This is a genomic window from Mycobacterium botniense (genome assembly GCF_010723305.1).
In the GTDB taxonomy this organism is placed as follows: domain Bacteria; phylum Actinomycetota; class Actinomycetes; order Mycobacteriales; family Mycobacteriaceae; genus Mycobacterium; species Mycobacterium botniense.
Genome location: NZ_BLKW01000002.1, coordinates 1229947 through 1251843, shown reverse-complemented (window position 1 = coordinate 1251843; position 21897 = coordinate 1229947). Strand labels below are relative to the sequence as shown.

At 63.0% G+C, this 21897-nt stretch carries 21 protein-coding genes; 10 read left to right on the top strand and 11 right to left on the bottom strand.

Annotated features, from left to right (window positions below; genetic code table 11):
• Nucleotides 1–13 precede the first annotated feature (13 nt).
• Both G6N08_RS05885 and G6N08_RS05880 read right to left on the bottom strand, forming a co-directional pair.
• Entirely contained in the window at nt 14–1030 is a 1017-nt protein-coding gene (locus G6N08_RS05885; protein ID WP_163755197.1) for an NAD-dependent epimerase/dehydratase family protein, read from the bottom strand.
• A complete protein-coding gene (locus G6N08_RS05880) occupies nt 1027–1521 on the bottom strand; it encodes a nuclear transport factor 2 family protein (RefSeq protein ID WP_163755195.1) in 495 nt (164 codons plus the stop codon). Before G6N08_RS05880 ends, G6N08_RS05885 begins: the two co-directional genes overlap by 4 nt.
• A gap of 330 nt (nt 1522–1851) precedes the next feature.
• Here G6N08_RS05880 and msrA point away from each other — a divergent pair, with 330 nt between their 5' ends.
• The gene (gene msrA / locus G6N08_RS05875; RefSeq protein WP_163755194.1) at nt 1852–2367 is read left to right on the top strand and encodes a peptide-methionine (S)-S-oxide reductase MsrA; all 516 of its coding nucleotides are present in this window, start codon (nt 1852–1854) and stop codon (nt 2365–2367) included.
• Between the two features lie 88 nt (nt 2368–2455).
• Here msrA and G6N08_RS05870 read toward each other — a convergent pair whose 3' ends face one another.
• Nucleotides 2456–3784 carry a cytochrome P450 gene (locus tag G6N08_RS05870; RefSeq protein ID WP_163755192.1) on the bottom strand — a complete coding sequence of 443 codons (1329 nt, stop codon included), beginning with the start codon at nt 3782–3784 and terminating at the stop codon, nt 2456–2458.
• Between the two features lie 112 nt (nt 3785–3896).
• On the opposite strand from G6N08_RS05870, the gene G6N08_RS05865 reads away from it, so the two are divergent.
• Together G6N08_RS05865 and G6N08_RS05860 are read left to right on the top strand one after the other, a co-directional pair.
• On the top strand, nt 3897–4502 hold the full coding sequence (locus tag G6N08_RS05865; RefSeq protein WP_163755190.1) for a TetR/AcrR family transcriptional regulator: 606 nt from the start codon (nt 3897–3899) through the stop codon (nt 4500–4502).
• Nucleotides 4503–4569: 67 nt separating this feature from the next.
• Nucleotides 4570–4782 carry a TOBE domain-containing protein gene (locus G6N08_RS05860; RefSeq protein ID WP_163755187.1) on the top strand — a complete coding sequence of 71 codons (213 nt, stop codon included), beginning with the start codon at nt 4570–4572 and terminating at the stop codon, nt 4780–4782.
• Between the two features lie 242 nt (nt 4783–5024).
• On the opposite strand, the gene G6N08_RS05855 is transcribed toward G6N08_RS05860, so the two are convergent.
• Together G6N08_RS05855 and G6N08_RS05850 are read right to left on the bottom strand one after the other, a co-directional pair.
• Complete coding sequence (locus tag G6N08_RS05855; RefSeq protein ID WP_163755185.1) at nt 5025–6065, bottom strand: phosphotransferase family protein; 1041 nt, start codon at nt 6063–6065, stop codon at nt 5025–5027.
• Nucleotides 6066–6068: 3 nt separating this feature from the next.
• On the bottom strand, nt 6069–7184 hold the full coding sequence (locus G6N08_RS05850; protein WP_163755183.1) for an Rv3169 family protein: 1116 nt from the start codon (nt 7182–7184) through the stop codon (nt 6069–6071).
• A gap of 111 nt (nt 7185–7295) precedes the next feature.
• On the opposite strand from G6N08_RS05850, the gene G6N08_RS05845 reads away from it, so the two are divergent.
• Both G6N08_RS05845 and G6N08_RS21280 read left to right on the top strand, forming a co-directional pair.
• Nucleotides 7296–7898 carry a TetR/AcrR family transcriptional regulator gene (locus G6N08_RS05845; protein WP_246216619.1) on the top strand — a complete coding sequence of 201 codons (603 nt, stop codon included), beginning with the start codon at nt 7296–7298 and terminating at the stop codon, nt 7896–7898.
• A gap of 446 nt (nt 7899–8344) precedes the next feature.
• Nucleotides 8345–8473 carry a hypothetical protein gene (locus tag G6N08_RS21280; RefSeq protein ID WP_371868959.1) on the top strand — a complete coding sequence of 43 codons (129 nt, stop codon included), beginning with the start codon at nt 8345–8347 and terminating at the stop codon, nt 8471–8473.
• Between the two features lie 228 nt (nt 8474–8701).
• Here the strand turns inward: G6N08_RS21280 and G6N08_RS05835 are convergent, their stop codons facing one another.
• Together G6N08_RS05835 and G6N08_RS05830 are read right to left on the bottom strand one after the other, a co-directional pair.
• Nucleotides 8702–9454 (bottom strand): SDR family NAD(P)-dependent oxidoreductase, encoded by a 753-nt coding sequence (locus tag G6N08_RS05835; protein WP_163755180.1) that lies wholly within the window; start codon nt 9452–9454, stop codon nt 8702–8704.
• A 53-nt stretch (nt 9455–9507) separates the two neighbouring features.
• Entirely contained in the window at nt 9508–10113 is a 606-nt protein-coding gene (locus tag G6N08_RS05830; protein WP_163755178.1) for a GNAT family N-acetyltransferase, read from the bottom strand.
• 188 nt (nt 10114–10301) lie between these two features.
• On the opposite strand from G6N08_RS05830, the gene G6N08_RS05825 reads away from it, so the two are divergent.
• Nucleotides 10302–11597 carry an acyl-CoA dehydrogenase family protein gene (locus G6N08_RS05825; RefSeq protein ID WP_163756749.1) on the top strand — a complete coding sequence of 432 codons (1296 nt, stop codon included), beginning with the start codon at nt 10302–10304 and terminating at the stop codon, nt 11595–11597.
• Nucleotides 11598–11671: 74 nt separating this feature from the next.
• Here the strand turns inward: G6N08_RS05825 and G6N08_RS05820 are convergent, their stop codons facing one another.
• Entirely contained in the window at nt 11672–12127 is a 456-nt protein-coding gene (locus G6N08_RS05820) for a MaoC family dehydratase (protein WP_163755176.1), read from the bottom strand.
• A gap of 428 nt (nt 12128–12555) precedes the next feature.
• On the opposite strand from G6N08_RS05820, the gene G6N08_RS05815 reads away from it, so the two are divergent.
• Together G6N08_RS05815 and ag85C are read left to right on the top strand one after the other, a co-directional pair.
• A complete protein-coding gene (locus G6N08_RS05815) occupies nt 12556–13053 on the top strand; it encodes a metallophosphoesterase family protein (protein WP_163755175.1) in 498 nt (165 codons plus the stop codon).
• A 183-nt stretch (nt 13054–13236) separates the two neighbouring features.
• On the top strand, nt 13237–14229 hold the full coding sequence (gene ag85C / locus G6N08_RS05810) for a diacylglycerol acyltransferase/mycolyltransferase Ag85C (protein ID WP_163755172.1): 993 nt from the start codon (nt 13237–13239) through the stop codon (nt 14227–14229).
• A gap of 113 nt (nt 14230–14342) precedes the next feature.
• Here the strand turns inward: ag85C and G6N08_RS05805 are convergent, their stop codons facing one another.
• The 3 genes from G6N08_RS05805 to G6N08_RS05795 form a co-directional block, all read right to left on the bottom strand.
• A complete protein-coding gene (locus G6N08_RS05805) occupies nt 14343–15680 on the bottom strand; it encodes a maltokinase N-terminal cap-like domain-containing protein (protein WP_163755169.1) in 1338 nt (445 codons plus the stop codon).
• Nucleotides 15677–17443, bottom strand: coding sequence for a maltose alpha-D-glucosyltransferase (treS, locus tag G6N08_RS05800; RefSeq protein WP_163755167.1), 1767 nt, complete (start codon nt 17441–17443; stop codon nt 15677–15679). The genes G6N08_RS05805 and treS overlap by 4 nt, the downstream gene beginning before the upstream one ends.
• Before the next feature lie 91 nt (nt 17444–17534).
• Nucleotides 17535–18605 carry a S1C family serine protease gene (locus G6N08_RS05795; RefSeq protein WP_163755165.1) on the bottom strand — a complete coding sequence of 357 codons (1071 nt, stop codon included), beginning with the start codon at nt 18603–18605 and terminating at the stop codon, nt 17535–17537.
• A 503-nt stretch (nt 18606–19108) separates the two neighbouring features.
• Between G6N08_RS05795 and G6N08_RS05790 the strand changes: the two genes are divergently transcribed.
• Both G6N08_RS05790 and G6N08_RS05785 read left to right on the top strand, forming a co-directional pair.
• Nucleotides 19109–19516: a TIGR03668 family PPOX class F420-dependent oxidoreductase gene (locus G6N08_RS05790; RefSeq protein WP_163755163.1), complete on the top strand. Its 408-nt coding sequence runs from the start codon at nt 19109–19111 to the stop codon at nt 19514–19516.
• 132 nt (nt 19517–19648) lie between these two features.
• Nucleotides 19649–21796 (top strand): elongation factor G-like protein EF-G2, encoded by a 2148-nt coding sequence (locus G6N08_RS05785; protein ID WP_163755161.1) that lies wholly within the window; start codon nt 19649–19651, stop codon nt 21794–21796.
• Nucleotides 21797–21897 lie beyond the last annotated feature (101 nt).

Below are 21897 nucleotides of genomic sequence, written 5' to 3'. Positions count from 1 at the left end.
CGCAGCGGTAAGGTCAGTTTGCGGTCGTAGTGTTGCGTTTTCTCGCCTGTTGTTTCATCCAGAACCGTGCGGCCTCCCGGATGGATTCCTCCACGGGACGCGGGTGCCACCCCAGCTCCCGCATCGCCTTACCGTGATCGACTTCGGCTTCGGCGCGCATCATCCGCACCGAGGCAAGGCTGAGTTCAGCGTCTTTACCGGTAAACCACGCCCGCAGGCTGCCCAGCGCGCCCAGCCCGTACAGTACCGGCACCGGGATCGACCATCGGGGCGGCGGCACACCGGCTTCGTCGGCCGCGATCCGCACGACCTCAGACAACGGCATCATGCGTTCGGAAATGAGATACCGCTCGCCGGTGCGCCCATGCTCGGCGGCCAGAATCAGTGCCCTGGCGGCGTCGTCGACACCGACGACCTCCAGGCGGATGCCGCGCATCAGAAAAGGCAACTTGCCGAACACCGCACCGGCGATGAACGCGCCGTGCGGGGTGCGGCCCCAGTCCCCGTCGCCGTAGGTGGTCGAAACACACATCGCCACAGCCGGCAACCCGAACTCGGAGGCGTAGCGCAACACCATGTCCTCGGCTTGCACCCGGGATCGCACGTATGGAGTAAGCCGGGTACGGCGAATCGGGTCGTCTTCGGTGGCGACCCGGCCACGTCGCCGGCCCACTGTCGCGTAGGTGCTGGTGAAGACGAACCGGTGCAGGTCGGCGTCCTTGGCGACGTCTAAAACGTTGCGCAGGCCCTCCACATTGGTGCGAAACAGTGGCGACGGGTCACGCAACCACGCGCGGGTGTCGACCACGCAGTAGTACACGTCGTCGCAGCCGTCCATCGCGGCGTGCAGCGTGGCGGTGTCGAAGATGTCGCCGTGGAATCGGGTGACCGCGAGGTCGTCGATACTGCGGGTGTCGGCAGTCGGCCGGACCATCGCGCGGACATCGGCACCGCCCGCGACCAGCTGACGGGTGACATGCGAGCCTAAGAAGCCGTTGGCGCCGATCACGAGCTTGGGTCGTGCGTTCATGTCATTCCTTCGTGCGCGCTCATCCAGCGGGCCGCGGCGTCGTCGAGAGTGCCCAAAGCCTGTGCTTTTCGGCACCAGGTCATCGCTGCCCGGGCAAACCGCAGCGGGTTGTAGATGTCTTCTTGACGGCGCCACTGGCCGTCGCCCGCGTAGGTAAGGATCGAGATGTTCGTCGCGCTGATCACGGTGCCGTCACCGGGATCGACCATCGGGTTGTCCAGTTCGCAAATGATCCGCCCCGTTGACTCGTCAATCACCGACCACAAGGTCGGGAAGGCGACCATGTGACTGCCCGGGAATGTCGTCATGGTCTTGCGGATCCAGGCCCGCACCTCCTCGCGGCCTTTCATGGTTCCGGCCGCGTGCTCGACATACTCGACATCGCGCGTGTAGTGCTCGACCCAGGCGTCCCAGTCCCGGGTTTCGGCAGCGCGGGCCACGGTCTGCTCGAATTTCCGAAAGGCGTCGGCTAATTCCCGTCGACTAAACACCGGTCACTACCCTGTCCTGAGGCCGGCCGTTCGGCTCGTTCGGCTAGCTGTGGGCAGCACAGCGAGCAGCATACGTGCCGCCGAGTCAGACGGATCTGTCAGGTCGCGCGCCGTGACAATAGGCGTGCGGGTGGAGCGCATCGACGCCACACCATCCGAGTGAGGCGGCATTGAGCCAGACGACATAGTGTGGCACTGGACCAAGTCTGCTGGCCGCCGGCGATGCGACCGGCACCGTGGGCAGCACGGCATCGCGTTCGATGAAATATGGAGGCGCCTGCCCCGGTTTCATGCCAGAAGATACCCAGAACGTCATTGAAGGAGAAAAAGATGACGACCTACGGCAAGGCGATCCTGGCGGGTGGCTGTTTTTGGGGCATGCAGGAGTTATTCCGTAAACAGCCAGGTGTGGTGTCCACTCGTGTCGGCTACACCGGCGGCGATACTCCCAACGCAACCTACCGCAACCATGGCACGCACGCCGAGGCCATTGAAATCGTCTACGACCCGAGCCGCACCGATTACCGCACGCTGCTGGAGTTTTTCTTCCAGATCCATGATCCGACGACAAAGAATCGCCAGGGCAACGATGTCGGGACCAGTTACCGTTCGGCGATTTTCTATCTCGACGAGGAGCAGAAGCGGATCGCGCAGGAGACCATTGCCGACGTCGAGGCGTCCGGGCTGTGGCCGGGCACGGTGGTGACGGAAGTCAGCCCCGCCGGCGACTTCTGGGAAGCTGAGCCCGAGCATCAGGACTATCTGCAGCGCCACCCCAACGGCTACACCTGCCATTACGTACGGCCCGAGTGGACGTTGCCGCGACGAGCAACCGCCGGGCAGTGATCGCAGGGAACTTGCGTCCGCGCAGGGCGCCACTGGGGCGAACGCTGTCGCCGGCAGCTGATCGGACGCGCCGGTGGCGCTATCGGCATCAGCGGCGCCGGTGCACGACGATGCGGCCGCCATCCTTCGGAGTAAATGCAACGCCCCGCGCATGCCACTTCTCGCCCGGGGCCGTCGACGTCTCGATAATGAAGTGCCGCAGCACTGTTCGCAGCACCACGTCCATTTCCATACCGGCGAAGGCGGCTCCGACGCAGCGCCGGGTGCCACCGCCGAACGGGATCCACGCAAAGGTGGGCGGCTTGCCCGCGATGAAGCGTTGCGGATCGAAACGGTCCGGATCAGGGAAGACATCGGCATTGGCGTGTATTTGCGCGATGCTGACAACGATCGAATAACCCCCTGGGATCACCCACTCGCCCAGTTCGTATACCGGTGCTAAGACGTGACGGCCAGCGAAGTCGATGACGGTCCTCACGCGCTGCACCTCGAGGATCGCCGCCTGCCGCAGCTGGTGGTTGTCGGTGTCGGCCTCTGCGATTAACGCCGCGAGAACATCGGGGTGACGGCTCAGCCGCTCGAACGTCCACCCCAGCGTCGCCGCGGTGGTCTCATGACCGGCCGCCAGTAATGTCAGCAGCTCGTCGCCGATATCCTTGCGCGACATCGGTGAACCATCCTCGTAGCTGCTGCGCAACATCAGCGCCAATATGTCGGTGCGCTCCTCAAAATGCGGGTCTGCCCGCTCGCCGTCGATCAGCCTGTCAACCACGGCGTCGTACTTGCGCCGCCATTCCGCCAACCGTCCCCACGGGCTATAGCGACCGTAGGTGCGGGCGGGTTTTGGCAGGATCGCCAGTCGGGAACCAAGTGTCACCCAGGGGGGGATTATCCGCCGCAGCTCGTCGAACTCGGCGCCACCGGCACCAAAAACCGTGCGCAAGATGACATTGAGGGTGATCCGCATCATCGAGGGCAGAGTTGCGAACTCCTTGCCCTCAGGCCAGTGCGCAGTTTCGCGGAGGGTTTCTTCTTCGACAACCGCCTCGTAATTCTTGACGCTCTTGCCGTGAAAAGGCGGCGCCAACAGCCGACGCCGCCGTCGATGGTCGTCGCCGTCGAGGGCGAACACCGACCCTGACCCGAGCAGACGGCTCAGGTTGGGCCGGATGTTACCGAGATCGTCTGGACTGGTGGTAAAGACTTGGCGGGCGAGCCGCGGGTCAGCCACCACTACCGCAGGACCATAAACCGGAAAATCGATGGTGAAGACATTGCCGTAGCGGCGAAGCAGCTGCTGCACCATCCATCGGCGTGAGACGGTGAACGCCAGGCCTTGCAGCACCTTCGGGATCCGGGGCGTCGGAGGCAGCTTGACGGCACGCACGACCGGAACGTCGGAGACTGCGTCGCTCATAGCGGGGACACCCCCAATCCATTCTGGTACCGTCGCGTACCAATGCTCGCTGCCTGTACGGTACTCTGTGGCTTTAGGCCTGACAAGGGCTCTAACCAAAGGGAGCAGGGCCGTGACAGCAGCAGTCCACGACGCGGCCTGTGGGAACGTCGACCCGTTTCGCCGCCGGCTGCTGAACGGACTCGCCAACTCGATCGGTGAACGGGGCTACCGAGCCACCACCGTTGCCGATATCGTGCGCCATGCGCGCACATCCAAACGGACGTTCTACGACCAGTTCTCCAGTAAGGAACAATGCTTTCTGGAGTTGCTACGCGCTGACACTGAGCGACTTGCGGACGATATCCGAACTGCTGTCGACCCGGAGGCTGACTGGCATCACCAGATCCGTCAAGCGGTTGAGGCCTACGTCCACCATATCGAGGCGCGCCCGGCGATCACGTTGAGCTGGATCCGTGAGCTTCCGTCGCTTGGCGCCGCGGCACGCCCGGTGCAGCGGCACGGGTTACAGCTACTGACCAACCTGCTCATCGACCTCAGCGGCAGCGCGGGGTTTCAGCGGGCCGGTTTAGCGCCGCTGACACCACCATTGGCGGTGATTCTGCTGGGAGGTCTCCGGGAGCTGACCGCACTGGCCGTCGAAGACGGAAGAGACGTCCGCGAGATCGTCGAACCGGCCGTCGATGCTTCCGTGGCGTTATTGGGCCCTCGCCAGTGAAACCGTGACGTAGTTATCGCGCCGGGCCTAGGCTCGTCGGAGAGCGCGGACTACAGGAAGGATTACGATGCGGCTATCGACACGTAACCAGCTCAAAGGGACCATTTCCGAGGTTGAGCTCGGCAATGTGATGGCGATCGTGAAAGTTCGCCTCGACGGCGGTGACCAGGTCGTCACATCGTCGGTCACCAAAGACGCGGTGATCGATCTCGGTCTGAAAGCCGGTCAGCCGGCGACAGTTTTCATCAAGTCGACAGAAGTGACGATCGGCGTGGACTAGCGACTGGAAATGTGCGCGGAGTTTGTTTAGGTCGGCGGCACAAGATTACAGGATGTGCGACTTCGACATTCGTGCCGATGACGCGGCTCCTCCACGACGTCGATAGCAATTACGAGGTGACGCGCCGCCACCAGGTCACCCGTCAGCGGCTGCCGCCCCGCTCATAGGCAAGGCCCTCCCGTGATCGACCCTTGAGCCGTCACGAGGTGGGATCGGGACGATGACCTGATAACGCGGCGGGTTCAGTCGCCTTCGAGCACGAACTCCACGCGCTGGGCGCAGATGCCGGCCAGGTCAACGTCCTCCATCGCCAGTATGGTGTTCAGCCGGATCAAGGCGATCGCCAGCAACAGCGGAGCGGTCACATCGGCGAACCGAATATGCGTCAGCCGGCGTCCGGTTCGCTGCTGGTAACGGTCGATGGTTTCGTCGCGGCCAGGGGTGCCCGGTGCCGGGGCATGCCCGTCGAACGGACTGCTGATCCAGTCGGTCATCAGCATCCAGGCGACGTCGCCAGCTGGATCGCCCAGGTAGGCGATCTCCCAATCTAGTGCGGCGACAGGCGAAAGATCCGGCGTATAAAGCACATTGGACATTCGGCTGTCGCCCCAGCAGAGTGTGACGTGCTCAGGGGTATACAGGTGCGTGTCCAGCCAGTCGAGCGCTCGGACGAAGGCCGGATGCAACGGTGCGTCTCCGCTGGCCCAATTCAGGGCGTAGCGAAGGAAATTAACTAGCCGCTGCGGTGGACTATCCCCGAAGGCCGCCAGGTCGAGGAAGCCAAGCCGGTAGCGGTAGGGGTCAATCCGATGGATGTCGGCGATGAGGTCGAGGCAGCCGTTCCACAGCTTGGCCCGCCCGGCGGCATCCGCGTCAGCGAATATGCCGCACTGATGATAGGGCGGAGAGTCGCTGACCGTGACGGCTCCGTCGATGCGGTCCATCACGAAATAGGGTGTTCCCAGCGCATCGGAATCGGTGTCGATCCAACGCACGGTGGGCACCGGAATCGGTGAGTCGGCCAGCCGCTGCATGGTCAGGAACTGGCGGCGCAGATCGTAGTCGGGCAGGATCGCGTGCTCTGGCGGCCGGCGAAAAACCAAACCCTTGGTGCCCGGCTCAGGTGCTTCCACGCCTACCAGGTCGAAAAGAAATGTTTCAGTGGAAAACCCGCCCTCGGCGCGCCGCCAGTTGTCGATCTTCGCGCGGCGAGCCCCGGGGACCTTCTCTCTCACAATAGGTTCCAGCGCCGCAGGCAGCTCGTCGGCGTTTAGTCGCGCCACGGGTCACCACCCCGTGTAGCCGTAACGCGGGTAGGCGCCCATGAACACCATCTCCACCAGGCCGTGTCCGACCTTGCCGTCCATGCGGACCTCGCACAGTGTTTCGCTGAGCATGCTCACCGGCCGGATGACATCGACGTTCCCGGTGTCCACGGTGTACCCGTCGATGTAGTCAGTGCCCCGCCAATAGCCGGACGCGTAGCCATTGACTTCCATGTAGCCGGCCAACCCGGGCCAGAAGTCGCAGAGCGGCGTGACGTCGATGGTGCTGACGCTACGGTCACCACGGTGCACCGTGAAGGTGCCCGAACGGATGACACGCAGGTCGTCGCGGAATTTCAGGTCGTGTTCGACGTCGATGATCTGGCCCGATTCGCGGCCGCTGCCCAGCGGGTAGAGCAGCTCGCCCTCGAACTGCCAGCGCTGCCCGGTGCTGGTCTCGCGCTGCGCGAAATGTACGAGTTCATCATCGAATTCGAAGATCCCCATGTAATAGAGCACACCGTCGGGGATTTCTGCGGGCTGCAACTGCACACCGTCGGGTAGGCTCCCGCCACCGGGTCCGTGGCGGATACCCCAGGAGTGGTCACGGCCGAACCACCAGCGCCGTGAGTCGATGTCGATGCGCTCTCCCCCAACGTCGATCCAGCCTTCGAGTTCACCGTTCTGGTAGAAACGCCGCGCGTCCTCGAGGACTCGGCCGCGGCTGCGGTGAAAGGCCGGTGTCTGCTCATAGGGGGGAAACCGGCCGCGTAACCGCAAGTCCAGGCTCAACCCGTAGTCGTTCGCTCCGAGCACGGCCCGTACTTGTCGCAGCGGTTCTTCTATCGCGTACCGGTACGGCCCGACGGTATACGTCCCAAGCGGCCCGGTGTCCGGGTTGAGTTCGGTCGACATCCGCACCACCGTGGTCTTTCCACCCCGTCGGGTCACCATCGCGTAGGCGTCGGTGACGTTGCGGTTGGGGTAGCGGGCCAGCCCGGTCATCACATTGATGTCACCGGATTTGTCGAACCCGTACATCACGATGCGCTCGGTCCAGCGCAGGTCGCTCTGATCAACGTGGTCGAAGGTGGTGGGCAGCTGGTGGCACAGCAGCTCGTCGTGTGATGTCAACATGCCCAATTACGTTATATGCTGACATGTAATAAAACTACGATTTGGTGGTGTTTTGTGGAATCCGAGCCGCAACCACCCGGCCGGCCGCGAGATCCGCAGAAGGATCGCGCCGTGTTAGCGGCGACCCGCGAATTGCTGGTCGAGGTGGGCTATCAGCAGACCACGATCACTGCCGTGGCCCGGCGCGCGGGCGTTGGCGCTCCCACGATCTATCGGCGCTGGCCGCGGCGGGAAGCACTGATCGAGGACGCGGCGTTTGGGCATACTCGGCCTGCGCCGTTGCCGACACCGACCGGCGACGTGCGCGCGGACCTGAGGGCATGGGTCGAGGCTTTTCTCAGATGGCTGGCCGATCCGGTTACGCGGGCAGCGGTTCCCGGCCTGCTCCTGGCCTATCAGCATGATCAGGGGCTCTATGCGCGGCTGGTAGCGCGCAGCGAGGACGATGTACGCGCCCAACTCGCTGAACTGTTAGCCGCCGATCACCTCGAAGCACGCGTCGACGTGGTCTTCGACTTTCTGGTCGCCGTTACATCGATTCGCGCCCTCACGGTCGGGATGTTTGACGCCGCGGAATTTTGCGACCGGACTGCGGATGCCCTCAGCGCGTTGGCATATTCCTCATCGCAGCCACAGCTCAGTCCGCGACTGACTCCCGGCCACCCCTTCGCGCCGTGTCCCCCATGCGACTCTTCGGCGGAAAAGCCAGCTTGACGATCTTGCCCACGACTATGCCAGCCGGTAACAAAGCAGGTCCCCCTACGGGTCTGATGACGCGGCAGAGGTAGGAGGCGTCACGTTCGCCGAGTTCAGCCACCACACGCTGCTTGATGGCATCAAGTTCGTGAGCGAACGCTTCGGCCTGCGCAGGAGTCACGATGAGTGACGTGTGTGTCATGACCTCTGCGTAGGGGCTTTCGCCCGCGACAGTGAATATCACGACGCGACACGCCGAGTGGCCGTCGCCGGTTTCACAGTCGCGCCGAGGCGCAGACACGGAGATCTGTACATCCTTTTCGGCTGTTCGAGACGCTGCTGCCGGTCCGGTTTTACCTGTCGCGCGCCGGCGTCTGGTCGACCTGCAGCCGAGCGATACCGTTACCTAGTGCGCGTATAAGAGCCGGGCGTCCTACTATTCGGTCCCCGACGGGCCAGCGGATGTGGCGTGGGCATACCACGCGCCGCTGCATGACACGGAGCCGGTGCGTGACCGTATCGCTTTTTTGAAGGTCGACGGCGTTGTCGACGGCCACCGCCGGGACCGCCCTGTGACATCCCGATCACGCTGAGGTGCCGCGGTCGATGATGGCGAGGTCTGCGACATGGCTGAGCCGTTATGTCCTGTGCCCGGACCCGGGTCTGCGCCGGGGATCGGCATGGTGAACGACGCGGATTCCTCAGCGGCGATGTCGTTATCCAAGGACTTTGTTTGGCTTCCAGCAGGCCTCCCCCCGAGACCAGGTTTCGGGTAACGGCGGAATGGGCAGATACGAGTCGTGCTAAGGCCATGAACCAGCCTACACAGTGAGTGGGTAGCCGCCGCTGACCTTGAGTGTCTCACCGGTGATAAACGATGCCTCGTCAGAGCAGAGGAACAGCATGGCCGACACGACGTCATCCATGGTGCCGAGCCGATGCACGAGCTGACGTTCACGAACGATGTCATGGACGAGGGAATGAGGCAGGTCCGCGAGAGCGTTCTCGGTGTTCATCAAACCCGGTGCAATCCCGTTGACACGGATCCGGTCGGGGGATAACTCCGACGCGAAGGCGACCGTCAGACCGCGCACCGCGAGTTTGGACACCCCGTAAGGGCTGATATTGATGAAGCCCGCCATCGAGGATATGTTCAACACAACACCGCCGCCGCGTTCGCGCATCGAATCACGGCATGCCAGAGTGCAATTGATGACACCTATCACGTTGACGTTGAACAAATCGCGAATGTCGTCACGAGACAGCACGCCAAACGGCTGGTTGTACTTCGTCAAGTGCAGGCCGGCGTTGTTGATCAGGATGTCGATGCCGTCGAACCGCTTGATCGTTACAGCGACAGCCCGGTCTACCTGATGTTCGTCGGCGACATCGCAAGGCACCGCGATCACCTGGGCGCCGTGTGACGTCAGTTCGGCGGCGGTGCGTTCAGCCGTGTCGGCGTCAATATCGGCAATGGCGACAGCGGCTCCTTCGCTAGTCAACGCCCGGGCGAACGCGCGCCCGAACCCGACAGCGCCGCCGGTGACGAATGCGGTCTTCCCCTGGAAGCGCACACGCTAACGTTATCGCGGTTTGCGCGCCGGTCCTAGCTGTGGATATCGCGCCTCTACCTCGGTGCCCGCCACATCGGCCACAGGGTCGGCCCCCCGCCGGGCAGTACGATCTCGCCGGTGACTATGAACCCGAATCGCTCATAGTAGGGCACATTCTCGGCTTTGCTCGACTCCAGGTAAGCCGGACAGCGTTCGGCATCGCAGCGGTTCAGCCTCGAGCGCATCAGCGCTTGCCCGAATCCGCGGCCACGCACCCCTGTGTCGCTTCCGATGACGGCCAGATACCAGTGTGGTTCTTCGGGGTGACACCTTTTCAGTAGTTCCATCGCTTCGTGGGCAGATAGAAGCCGAAAACCGAACGCACGGACAAGTGTTGGTGTCATCGCCAGTTGTGCGCGGACTGTTTGCTGCCACCGGTTGGGCGGATCCCACAGCGCCGCGGCGCCGATAACCGGCCCGTCGCAGGCCACCTCCACGCCGCCACCGCCCAGGTGGTGGTGTCGGGTCATCGTCGCGAACAGCCGAGACAGGTTTTTGGTCCGCGACTTGGTGTCGGGCAACATCCAGGTCGTCACCGGATCGTCGTAAAAAGCCCTCGCCAGGACATGTGAAAGCGTGCGGATGTCGGCTTTCGCCGCGGCACGTGCCACGATGGTCACCATGCCAGGCTAGTCACTGCTCGCCGCGACGTCCGGCCCCTCGCCAGGTGCCGTTGACCGGACCGTCATGGGCGTGTACCAGTAGCCGGCAGTGACCACGCCTTCAACATCACCGCCCGTCCGCATTACGATGATCTCGCTTCAGCACAGACGCCGGCGTCCACAGACGCCATGGGACGGTGACGACGGTGTGGGACTTCGAAACAGAACCGGAGTACCAGAAGAAACTGGACTGGGTCGACAGGTTTATTACTGAGGAAGTCGAGCCACTCGACGTGGTTCCGCTTGATCCGTACGACAAGAAGAACGCCGACACGATGGCGGTCCTGCGACCTTTGCAGCAACAGGTGAAGGACCAGGGACTGTGGGCCGCGCATCTGCGACCCGAACTCGGGGGCCAAGGCTACGGCCAGGTGAAGCTGGCGCTGCTTAATGAGATTCTCGGGCGGTCCCGCTGGGCGCCATCGGTGTTCGGCTGCCAGGCGCCGGATTCCGGTAATGCCGAAATCCTCGCGTTGTTCGGTACCGAGGAACAAAAAGCCCGCTACCTGCAGCCGCTACTCGACGGGGAGATCACCTCGTGCTATTCGATGACCGAACCGCAGGGCGGATCCGACCCTGGTCTGTTCGTCACGCGTGCGGAACGTGATAGCGACTCATGGGTGATCAACGGAGAGAAGTGGTTTTCCTCCAACGCCCGGCACGCGTCGTTTTTCATCGTGATGGCTGTTACTAATCCCGATGCCCGCACGCGCGAGAAAATGTCACTGTTCATCGTTCCCGCCGAAACGCCGGGCATCGAGATCGTGCGCAATGTCGGTGTCGGAGGCGAGTCATCCGACCATGCCAGCCACGGCTACGTGCGTTATACCGACGTGCGGGTGCCGGCTGATCACCTGCTGGGTGGTGAAGGTCAGGCATTTGCGATCGCTCAGACCAGGCTCGGTGGAGGGCGCATCCACCACGCGATGCGCACCATCGCGCTGGCGCGGCTGGCGTTCGACATGATGTGCGAACGGGCGGTCTCACGACAAACCCGGTTCGGGCGGCTGGGGGATCTGCAGATGACCCAGGAGAAGATCGCCGACAGCTGGATCCAGATCGAACAGTTCCGGTTGCTTGTGCTGCGCACCGCGTGGTTGATCGACAAGCACCAGGACTATCAGAAGGTCCGCCGGGACATTGCGGCGGTGAAGGTCGCCATGCCCCAAGTACTACACGACGTCGTTCAGCGTGCCCTGCACCTGCATGGGGCGCTTGGGGTGTCCAACGAAATGCCGTTCGTCAAGATGATGGTCGCCGCTGAGTCGTTGGGCATCGCTGACGGCGCCACTGAACTGCACAAGATGACCGTGGCGCGCCGCACTCTACGTGAATACGAGCCTGTGTCAACATTATTCCCGTCTCACCACTTGCCGGCCCGCCGCGCTCAGGCTCAAGCTCGGTTAGCTGAACGCCTGGAGCACGCTGTCGGCGAATTCTGAGCCGGCATAAACGATTGCGCACCCGTGTTCCCGCACTCCCGGTCACCTGAGCAAACCTGCCGCCTCACGTGTTGTCACGAGATGTAGCGGACGATGCTTTCCGCCGCGCACGCGGGTTTGGCGGATCCTTCGATCTCGACGGTTGTGGAGAGTGTCGCCTGCACCGCGCCGTTGCCGAGATCCTCGACGTCAATCAGCGAACTGTGCGCACGTACTTTGGCACCCACCGGCACAGGGGCGGGAAAGCGAACTTTGTTCAGCCCGTAGTTGATAGCGAGTTTGATGCCTTTGACGGTGTAAATCTCATGCTGGAATCGCGGCAGCAGCGACAATGTCATATACCCGTGTGCAATGGTCCCGCCGAACGGTCCTTTCGCTGCTCTTTCCGGGTCCACGTGAATCCACTGATGATCCCCGGTCGCGTCAGCGAATAAGTTCACGGCTTCCTGGGTGATCGTCACCCAGTCGCTGTGTCCGAGGCTCTTTCCCTTGGCCGCAACTAGTTCCGCGACCGACTCGAAGGTGCGCATTCATATTCTCCTCTAGTTCCGGCCCGCTAGTCTAACCCCGGCCATCATCCGGGCAAGCGCGCCCCGGGGGAGCACCGCGGCATCAGACCCGGCGATGAACATCGCGTGGTCAGAACCAGACGCTCCGCTTCGGCATGACGCCGCACTTGGCTCCGCATCGGAGCCGCCCGACTGGCTGTGCGTCGAGCGGCTTCCCCGCCTCGCCAGGGCGTACAGCCGGGCCGCGGGTGCTGAGACTGACACGCCGATATCCCTGCCGTGAGTGGCTTCCGGTGCCTTCGCCGCCCGAAATGAGATCGCATGCGATATTTCCTGGCCTGGTGTTGGTTGCCGGTGAGTGGCCCACCGCTGCCGCGCCACGATTTCGGGTCGGCGCCGCACGGCAACCCCCGATCGGGTGCGCCAGGGTGACGGCGCAGGATGGTGGTGTGAGGTTGCTGCTGCTCGCCGATACCCATGTTCCACACCGGGCGCCCGATCTGCCTGCGCAAGTTTGGGACGAGGTGACACACGCCGATGTTGTCATCCATGCCGGCGATTGGGTGGCACCGGAACTCCTCGACGAGCTACAGAACCGAGCCCGTCGCCTGCTGGCCTGTTGGGGAAACAACGACGGGCCTGTGCTGAGGCGACGGCTGCCGGAACGCGCTGAAGCGTCACTCGGCGGGCTGCGGTTCACGGTGGTGCACGACACCGGCGCCGCCACCGGTCGCGAAGCACGGCTGTCGCGGCTCTACCCGAACAGCGACGTCGTGGTATTCGGCCACAGTCACATCCCTTGGGACACCACGACGACTAGCGGCCTGCGCTTGCTGAACCCCGGATCACCGACGGACCGCCGACGAGAACCCGCTGGCAGTTATATGACCGCAACTGTCGATAACCGCGCGCTACAAGAAGTGCGGCTGCATCGCTTGCAAAAATAGCTCGCCCAGCCTTCACCGATGGGGTCAGCCGGGCTCGAGTCCGCTCCGACTCCCAATCGTTAGCCAACCGCGACCTACTGCTCGGCGGCAATAAACCGAAGACTCGACGGCGCTGTGTTTCACTGCCTAAGAACGGCATTCGACCGCAGTGTGCGGCGATGACAGTTGGGATGGGTAGGAGCTATGAAGTTCGTTGAAAAGTTGTGTGCTGCAACGGCACATTTGCCGCGCAGGCTGATCATCGCGGCAGCGGGGGCTGCCCTATTACCCGGCTTGGTCGGCGCCATGGGAGGCTCGGCGACTGCGGGGGCGTTCTCAAAACCCGGTCTTCCGGTCGAGTACCTGCAGGTGCCCTCACCCTCAATGGGCCGCAACATCAAAATCCAATTCCAGGGCGGCGGACCGCACGCGGTCTACCTGCTCGACGGCCTGCGTGCTCAGGACGACTACAACGGTTGGGATATCAACACACCCGCCTTCGAGGAGTACTACAAGTCCGGGTTGTCGATGGTTATGCCGGTGGGCGGGCAGTCCAGTTTCTACACCGACTGGTACCAGCCATCGCAGGGCAACGGCCAGGACTACACCTACAAGTGGGAGACCTTTTTGACCAAGGAGCTGCCTCCGTGGTTGCAAGCTAACAGAGGTGTTTCACCAACCGGGAACGCTGTCGTCGGCCTGTCGATGTCGGGTGGGTCCGCACTGATCTTAGCGGCGTACTATCCGCAGCAATTCCCTTACGCATCCTCGCTTTCGGGCTTCTTGAACCCTTCAGAGGGTTGGTGGCCGACGTTGATCGGGCTGGCGATGAATGACTCTGGCGGTTACAACGCCAACAGTATGTGGGGTCCGTCCAGCGACCCGGCGTGGAAACGCAACGACCCGATGGTCCAGATTCCCCGACTGGTCGCCAACAACACCCGCATCTGGATCTACTGCGGCAACGGCACCCCGAACGATCTGGGCGGCGACAACATGCCGGCCAAGTTCTTGGAGAGCTTTACGCTGCGCACCAACGAAAGCTTCCGGGACAACTATCTGGCGGCAGGCGGGCACAACGGCGTTTTCAACTTCCCGCCCAACGGAACTCACTCTTGGCCGTACTGGAATGAGCAGCTGGTTGCCATGAAACCCGACATCCAGCGCACACTCAACGGCACCTCCAACGCCGCCTGACCCCTCCGCTCATCGGCAGCAGCGCCATCACGGCGTTGCTGCCGATGTTTTTCACCCTCCCTGGCCGTGACGCGGTGGACCGACCAGACCGGACCGGACAGCACGCTCACGGGTTAGGCCGCGGTCATCCGGGCGATCGACCGCAGCGGTATGGGCAGCCACCCGGGCCGGTGGCGGGCCTCATAACCGGTCTCGTAGACGGCCTTATCCAGTTCGTAAGCGGCCAGCAGCAGCGCTGAGTCGCGGGGATCAATTCCCGATCCTGCTGCGTATCCGTCGCAGAACGCGGCCCGGTTCCGCTCGACCCACTCCCGGGCACGGGCGGCCAGTTGCTTGTCGGCGGTCTGATCTACCAGCGGCCCGTAAGCAGCGTATTCGAAGGAGCGCAGCACCCCGGCCACGTCGCGAAGCGGGGAATCCGGTGCCCGTCGCGCGCTGAGCGGCGTGCCGGGCTCACCCTCGAAGTCGATCAGCAACCAGGTTTCCGGCGTGCGCAGCACTTGTCCGAGATGCAGATCGCCATGCACGCGCTGAACTGTCACCGTCTCTTCGGCAAGCTTTTGGAATCGCTGTTCGATTGCGGCGACGTACGGCGCTAGCTGGGGCACCGCCGCCGCTGTCGCCGACAGCCGAGCCAGCATCGTGTCCACCGGAAACGCGGCCTCCGACGTGCCCAGACATTCGGCGAGCGTGGCATGCACGGACGCGACAGCTTCCCCAAGCCGGAACGCCTCGCCGGCGAAGTCTCCGCCAACTTCGTGGGCGTACAAGTCTCCCTCAGCAAATAGGTCCCGCACGCTGGCGGTCGCCATCGCCCACCCTTCAGCCGCGTTGGCCTGGTAGGCAGTCAACATGCCCAACGGGCAGCGGTTATCGTCCGGCTGTCCGGGCACAACCACCTCGTAGGAGCCCAGCAACCGCGCGACATGGGGGTTACCCGCGCGACCGAGGACCCGGTTCAGCTCAATATCGGGGTTAATTCCGCCAGTGACCCGGCGGTAGACCTTGAGAATGGCTTCCTGCTCGAAAATGACGCTGGTGTTGGTTTGCTCAGCTTCCGAGACCCATGACGCTGCGTCCAGCGGCAACACGACATCGGGCTCCCTGATAAACGAGACATCGCCGCGTATCGCCGACGAATCCATCAACGACAGCACGTATCGAGCTGCCCTCGGCTCGTAGAGCGCGTCGTAAGCGGTATGGTCCTGGTCGGCGCCGATGGTGGCCACCGCACTGTACTCCGAGACGGGTCCTGAACCCCAGCTGACGAGCACTTGATAGCGCTCCGTCGACCCGTCGGCATAGGAGACGTCGACCAGCACCAAGTCCAGGTCGTCGCGCAGGGCCACGGTAAGACCGGGTTCGGCGGTGGACAACTCCCGACTGCGCCCGGCGTACCAGCGTTGTTGTGGAAGCCACTCTGACCACGGCAGATTGGCTGGCGAGCTCATGGTGTCTCCTCAGAAGCGTTCAATTGAAACCAGTAGAACCCGTGTCCCGGCAGGGTCAGCAGGTAGGGCAAGTGACCGATGCGAGGAAACTCCACATGCCCAGTCAACTCCACTGGTGTGTAGCCGTTCCAGTGCTGCAGGTTCAGCTCGATAGGCTGTGGGAATCGCGACAGATTGTTGACACAGAGCACCGTGTCGTCATCGGCTTCGCGCACGTACGCCAGCACCGATGGATTGGATCCGCCCAGCTCACGGAAGGCTCCGATGGCGAATGCGGGGTGTCGTCGTCGCACCGCCAGCATGGTACGGGTCCAGTTCAGCAGTGATGTTGAGGTATCACGTTGGGCCTCCACGTTAACGGCCTGGTAGCCGTACACCGGATCCTGGCAGGGGGGCACGTAGAGCCGGCCGGGGTTGGCGGTGGAGAAGCCGGCGTTGCGATCCGGCGTCCACTGCATCGGAGTGCGGACACCGTCGCGATCGCCCAGCCAGATGACGTCACCCATGCCGATTTCGTCGCCGTAGTAGATCACCGGTGATCCCGGCAACGACAGCAACAGCGCGGTGAACAACTGGATCTGGTTTCGATCGTTCTCCAGCAGCGGGGCCAGTCGACGCCGAATCCCCACATTCGCCTTCATCCGCGGGTCTTTAGCGTACTCGGCGTACATATAGTCACGTTCTTCGTCGGTGACCATTTCCAGCGTGAGCTCGTCGTGGTTGCGCAAGAAAATCCCCCACTGGGCCATCTTCGGGATCGGTGGGGTCTGCGCCAGGATCTCTGAGATCGGAAACCGTGACTCACGACGGACGGCCATGAAGATGCGCGGCATCAGCGGAAAATGGAACGCCATATGGCATTCGTCGCCGCCGGTCTCGGGGTCACCAAAGTATTCGACGACGTCACTCGGCCATTGATTAGCCTCGGCGAGCAGCACCCGGCCCGGGAATTCGTCGTCCACAACCTTGCGGACGCGTTTGAGAAACGCGTGCGTCTCCGGCAAGTTTTCGCAGTTGGTACCCTCACGCTCGAAAAGATAGGGCACTGCGTCGAGCCGGAACCCGTCAATACCCAGACCAAGCCAGAAGCGAATGACGTCGAGCATCGCTTCCTGCACGGCTGGATTGTCATAGTTCAGATCCGGCTGGTGAGAAAAGAACCGGTGCCAATAGAATTGGCGGCGAACCGGATCAAACGTCCAGTTCGACTCTTCGGTGTCGACAAAGATAATCCGGGCGTCTGCGTAACGTTCACTGGTGTCACTCCACACGTAGTAATCACCGTATGGCCCGTCAGGGTCGCGACGGGATTCCTGGAACCACGGGTGTGAGTCGGACGTGTGGTTCATCACCAGGTCGGTGATAACGCGGATACCGCGCCGATGGGCGGCGTCAACCAGCGCAACGAAATCATCGACGGTACCGAATTCGGGCAGCACCTTGTAGAAGTCACGGATGTCATAGCCGCCGTCACGTAGCGGAGAGTCGTAAAACGGTGGCAGCCAGATGCAGTCGATGCCGAGCCATCGGAGATAGTCGAGGCGATCGATGAGCCCACGCAGGTCGCCCGAACCATCCGCGTTAGCGTCGTAGAAGGCCCGGACCAGCACTTCATAGAAAACGGCGTGCTTGTACCACGTTGGATCGGCAGGCAGGATATGGGCCTCGGCGAAATCGTCGGCACTGGGATGTTCGACCAGACCGCCTTCGAGGTGACTGCCCCCCGCCGGACCGTGCTCGGCGCTGTCATCTACAGGGTTCATCACATCCACGATGCCACGGTTACCCGAGACCGCAAACCCAATCCTGGACGGTACCAAAAGGATTGGATGCAGCCGTCGCTGCGCGTCGGTATCAGCCCGGCGGCCCCTCCGTCAACGTCACGTTAGCTGTGTGCTCACCGGTGAGCGGGCCATGCCAACTCAACGAGATGGTGTCCCCGGGGTGGTGCTGGTCGAGGATGCTCGTCAGCGCAGTGGCCGAGTCGACGGGTTGCCCGTCAACTGCGGTGATCACGTCCTCCTTCGCGATGCCCGCTTGTGCGGCAGGAGCATTTGGTAGCACCCGAACCACCTTTGCGCCGTTGCCGCCGTGATCGGTGACACCGACGCCCAGGAACGGCGTGGGGCCGATATGCACGGTCGCTGATGCAGCACCGGCACGGATCTGTCCGGCGATCGCCCTGGCTTGATTGATCGGAATCGCGAACCCTGTCCCGCCGCCGGAAAACTTGTAATTGTCGGACGCCGCGGTGTTCATGCCGATCACTTGGTTAGCGGCGTTCACGGTGGGCCCACCCGAGTCTCCGGGCCGGATAGCCGCATCCATCTGGATCAGTCCACTCAGCGTCTCCGAGCTTCCGGTCAGGGCGTCTGAGGCGGTGACGGTCTGGTTCAGCGCGGTCACGTGGCCCGCCACCGCACTGGGAGTTCCCCCGACTCCGCCGGCGTTTCCCAAGGCGACAACCGGTTCGCCGATCGCCACTTGGGACGAGTCACCCAGGTTGGCTGTCGGCAGACCGCTCGCCCCGCGCAGCCGCAGCAGGGCGATGTCATGGCTGCGGTCGTATCCGACAACATCCACGTCATAGCTTTGACCGTTTCCGATATCTCTGGCTTTGATGTCAGTGGCGCCCGCGATGACATGGTTGTTGGTCAGCACCTCGCCGTTGGGATCGAGCACAATACCGGTTCCCGCTCCCACCGCGTTTTGGTAGCCCAGCTGGGCGTCGATGTCGACGATGGCCGGGCCTACCTGCCCGACGGTCGCTAACGGGTCAGGCGGTGGAGCGGGAGCCTCGGTGAACCGGCCACGTACCGGCGGCGAAGCGTGCGCCGGCGGTGTGACCAGGCCCAGTCCCAGCACAACTGTCAAAATGAGTAACCACCACGACCACCACGGTGTGCGGCGGTGCGATTTGCTCATCCCGTCACCTCCTGCATCGGGCGGGCCTGACCTGCCCCAATTGCCCGAATTCTCGCAGCGCCCGTCTCCGGACGACGCAATTATTGTTCACCTAACCGTAGTCCAGGTAGCCGTGGTGCACTGTCATCGCGTCCCGACACCCAGTCGTTCATTTCCACATGGGTTGGGGAATAGCCACGTTATCGGCCTGGCAAACGAAACAGGAGCTGCCCGGTGTGAAACACGGACTGACGGTGGTGGCTGACATTGCCGACCATCTCGCTGAGTCTGAATTAGCGATCAGCGAACCTTCACGCACCGTGAACGCAGTCGACCGCCCCGGAAGCGAGCGTAAACGATCGGGTGAGGCGGGAAGAGGACCTCACGTGGTGTCCCAGCCTGATCTGGCACGGTGCCGTTCGGCACGTCGGCACGGCGGCCGCGTTGACGGTGTTCCCGCCGCCGGAGTGGATGTCGGGCGGTGTCAACCGGTCGGATCGTCGGCAGCGACCTAAGCTGACGGCGTGGGCGGGTTCGACCCCAGGGCCAGGTTCGCGCAGGCACCGGTAGCGCGTCTGGCCACCGTCACACCCAGCGGCGGCCCACATCTGGTGCCGGTGGTGTTCGCGCTCGGCGACAACGTGGTCTACAGCGCTGTCGACGCCAAACCCAAGTCGACACGGCGGCTGCGCCGTTTGGTCAATATCGAGATCAACCCTCGCGTCAGCGTGCTGGTCGACCACTACGCCCCGGACTGGACGCAGTTGTGGTGGGTGCGTGCCGACGGTATGGCCAGCATCCACCGTGACGGCGCGCTCATGCACACCGGTTACGAGCTGTTGCGTGCCAAGTATCCGCAGTATCGATCGGTCCCGCTGACCGGCCCGGTGATCGCCGTTACGGTGCGGCGATGGGTGAGCTGGCACGCCTGAAATTCCATCTGGGCGTCCAGGCTCACGCCCTTGTGTTACGGGTCACAGGAGGGAATGGTGACTTACTGAGTCCTGGAGGGCTTGGGGGATACCCCGCGCGCGAGACGACGCAGGTACAAGGAGAGAGACGTCATGGCTGACAAGACGACTACTTCGCAGGGGGCCGCAGTCGCTCCCGTCCCGGACAACCCGGCCGCCATCCGCAATGTGGTGCTGGTGGGGCCGTCGGGGGGCGGCAAGACCACCCTTGTCGAAGCTCTTCTCGTCGCATCCGGCGTGTTGACCAGACCCGGTTCCGTCGCCGAGGGAACCACGGTCTGCGATTATGACGATGCTGAGATCCGCCAGCAGCGGTCCGTTGGCCTTGCCGTGGCTTCGCTGGCACACGACGGTGTCAAGGTCAACCTGATCGACACACCCGGCTACGCCGACTTCGTGGGTGAACTGCGGGCCGGGCTGCGCGCGGCAGATTGCGCGCTTTTCGTCATCGCAGCCAATGAGGGTGTCGACGAGCCGACCAAGTCGCTGTGGCAGGAGTGCAGCCAGGTCAGCATGCCTCGCGCGGTGGTCATCACCAAACTCGACCACGCCCGCGCAAACTATCCCAACGCGCTCGCAGCAGCGCAGAAAGCATTCGGCGACAAGGTTTTACCGCTGTATCTGCCGACTGACCACGGTCTGATCGGGCTGCTGTCGCAGATACATTACCAATACACCGACGGTAAACGGACCACGCATGCACCGGACTCGTCCTACGCGGACCAGATCGACGGAGCGCGCGGCACGCTGATCGAGGCAATCATCGAGGAATCTGAAGATGAGTCGTTGATGGACCGTTACCTCAGCGGTGAAAAAATCGACGAGTCGGTACTGATCAAAGATCTGGAAAAAGCGATTTCCCGGGGTTCCTTTTTCCCGGTGATCCCGGTCTGCAGCAGCACCGGTGTCGGCACACTGGAATTGCTGGAAATCGCCACCAGAGGATTCCCCCCTCCCCTGGAACATCCGCTGCCGGAAGTGTTTACACCAAACGGCGCCTCCCGTACCAACCTCACGTGCGATGCTAACGCGCCGCTGCTCGCCGAGGTGGTGAAGACCACCTCGGACCCGTATGTCGGTCGGATCAGCCTGGTCCGGGTGTTCTCCGGGACCATCAAACCCGATACCACGGTCCACGTCTCGGGTCATTTCACCTCGTTCTTCGGGTCCTCCGCCACCTCCGTGAGCGCGCATACCGACCACGACGAGGACGAACGCATTGGGATTCTCACTTTCCCTCTGGGCAAGCAACAGCGGCCCGCGCCTGCCGTGGTGGCCGGTGACATCTGCGCGATCGGCCGGCTGAGCCGAGCAGAAACCGGCGACACACTGTCGGACAAATCCGATCCCCTTGTGCTCAAACCCTGGACCATGCCGGAGCCGCTGTTGCCCATTGCCGTCCAAGCGCATGCCAAGACCGACGAAGACAAGCTCTCAGTTGCGTTGGGGCGGCTGGCCGCCGAAGACCCGACGCTACGGATCGAGCAGAACCAGGAAACCCATCAGATCGTGCTGTGGTGTATGGGCGAGGCCCACGCCAGTGTGGTACTCGACGCGCTCGCCAAACGCTACGGCGTCACCGTCGACACAGTCGAGCTTCGCGTGCCGTTGCGAGAGACCTTCGCCGGCAAGGCAAAAGGCCATGGCCGCCACATCAAACAGTCCGGGGGACACGGACAGTACGGGGTGTGCGACATCGAGGTCGAGCCGTTGCCGGAGGGCTCCGGGTTCGAGTTCGTTGACAAAGTGGTCGGAGGTGCGGTGCCGCGGCAATTCATACCCAGCGTGGAAAAGGGGGTGCGCGCGCAGATGGAAAAGGGGGTGCTGGCCGGCTACCCGGTGGTCGACATTCGGGTCACGCTGCTTGACGGCAAGGCCCATAGCGTGGACTCTTCGGACTTCGCATTCCAGATGGCGGGTGCGCTGGCGTTGAAAGAGGCGGCAGCGGCGACCAAGGTGATCTTGTTGGAGCCGATCGACGAGATCTCGGTGCTGGTACCCGACGAGTTGGTCGGCGCAGTGATGAGTGACCTGTCCGGGCGCCGTGGCCGTGTCCTGGGCACCGGCACTGCGGCCAACGACCGCACCGTCGTCAAGGCGGAGGTACCGCAGATCGAACTCACCCGCTACGCGATCGACTTGCGCTCACTCTCGCACGGTGCCGCATCGTTTACCCGCTCTTTCGTCCGCTACGAACCGATGCCGGAATCTGCCGCCGCCCGGGTAAAGGCCACGACGTGACGGCCCGCAGGTGGGCGTCCGGTATGTTTGCCTCACCGCCAGACTCGTGCGGTCCTTCCCTTCCGATGAGATGTTTTCGCTGCGGTAATCGTTTGCCGAAC

What these genes read in the sequence shown, in the direction of transcription:
- G6N08_RS05860 (WP_163755187.1), top strand. Translation starts at nt 4,570, where the DNA reads ATGCGGCTATCGACACGTAACCAGCTCAAAGGGACCATTTCCGAGGTT.
- G6N08_RS05805 (WP_163755169.1), bottom strand. Translation starts at nt 15,680, where the DNA reads ATGAGCTCGCCAGCCAATCTGCCGTGGTCAGAGTGGCTTCCACAACAA.
- G6N08_RS05795 (WP_163755165.1), bottom strand. Translation starts at nt 18,605, where the DNA reads ATGAGCAAATCGCACCGCCGCACACCGTGGTGGTCGTGGTGGTTACTC.
- msrA (WP_163755194.1), top strand. Translation starts at nt 1,852, where the DNA reads ATGACGACCTACGGCAAGGCGATCCTGGCGGGTGGCTGTTTTTGGGGC.
- treS (WP_163755167.1), bottom strand. Translation starts at nt 17,443, where the DNA reads ATGAACCCTGTAGATGACAGCGCCGAGCACGGTCCGGCGGGGGGCAGT.
- G6N08_RS05785 (WP_163755161.1), top strand. Translation starts at nt 19,649, where the DNA reads ATGGCTGACAAGACGACTACTTCGCAGGGGGCCGCAGTCGCTCCCGTC.
- ag85C (WP_163755172.1), top strand. Translation starts at nt 13,237, where the DNA reads ATGAAGTTCGTTGAAAAGTTGTGTGCTGCAACGGCACATTTGCCGCGC.
- G6N08_RS05870 (WP_163755192.1), bottom strand. Translation starts at nt 3,784, where the DNA reads ATGAGCGACGCAGTCTCCGACGTTCCGGTCGTGCGTGCCGTCAAGCTG.
- G6N08_RS05850 (WP_163755183.1), bottom strand. Translation starts at nt 7,184, where the DNA reads ATGTTGACATCACACGACGAGCTGCTGTGCCACCAGCTGCCCACCACC.
- G6N08_RS05885 (WP_163755197.1), bottom strand. Translation starts at nt 1,030, where the DNA reads ATGAACGCACGACCCAAGCTCGTGATCGGCGCCAACGGCTTCTTAGGC.
- G6N08_RS05820 (WP_163755176.1), bottom strand. Translation starts at nt 12,127, where the DNA reads ATGCGCACCTTCGAGTCGGTCGCGGAACTAGTTGCGGCCAAGGGAAAG.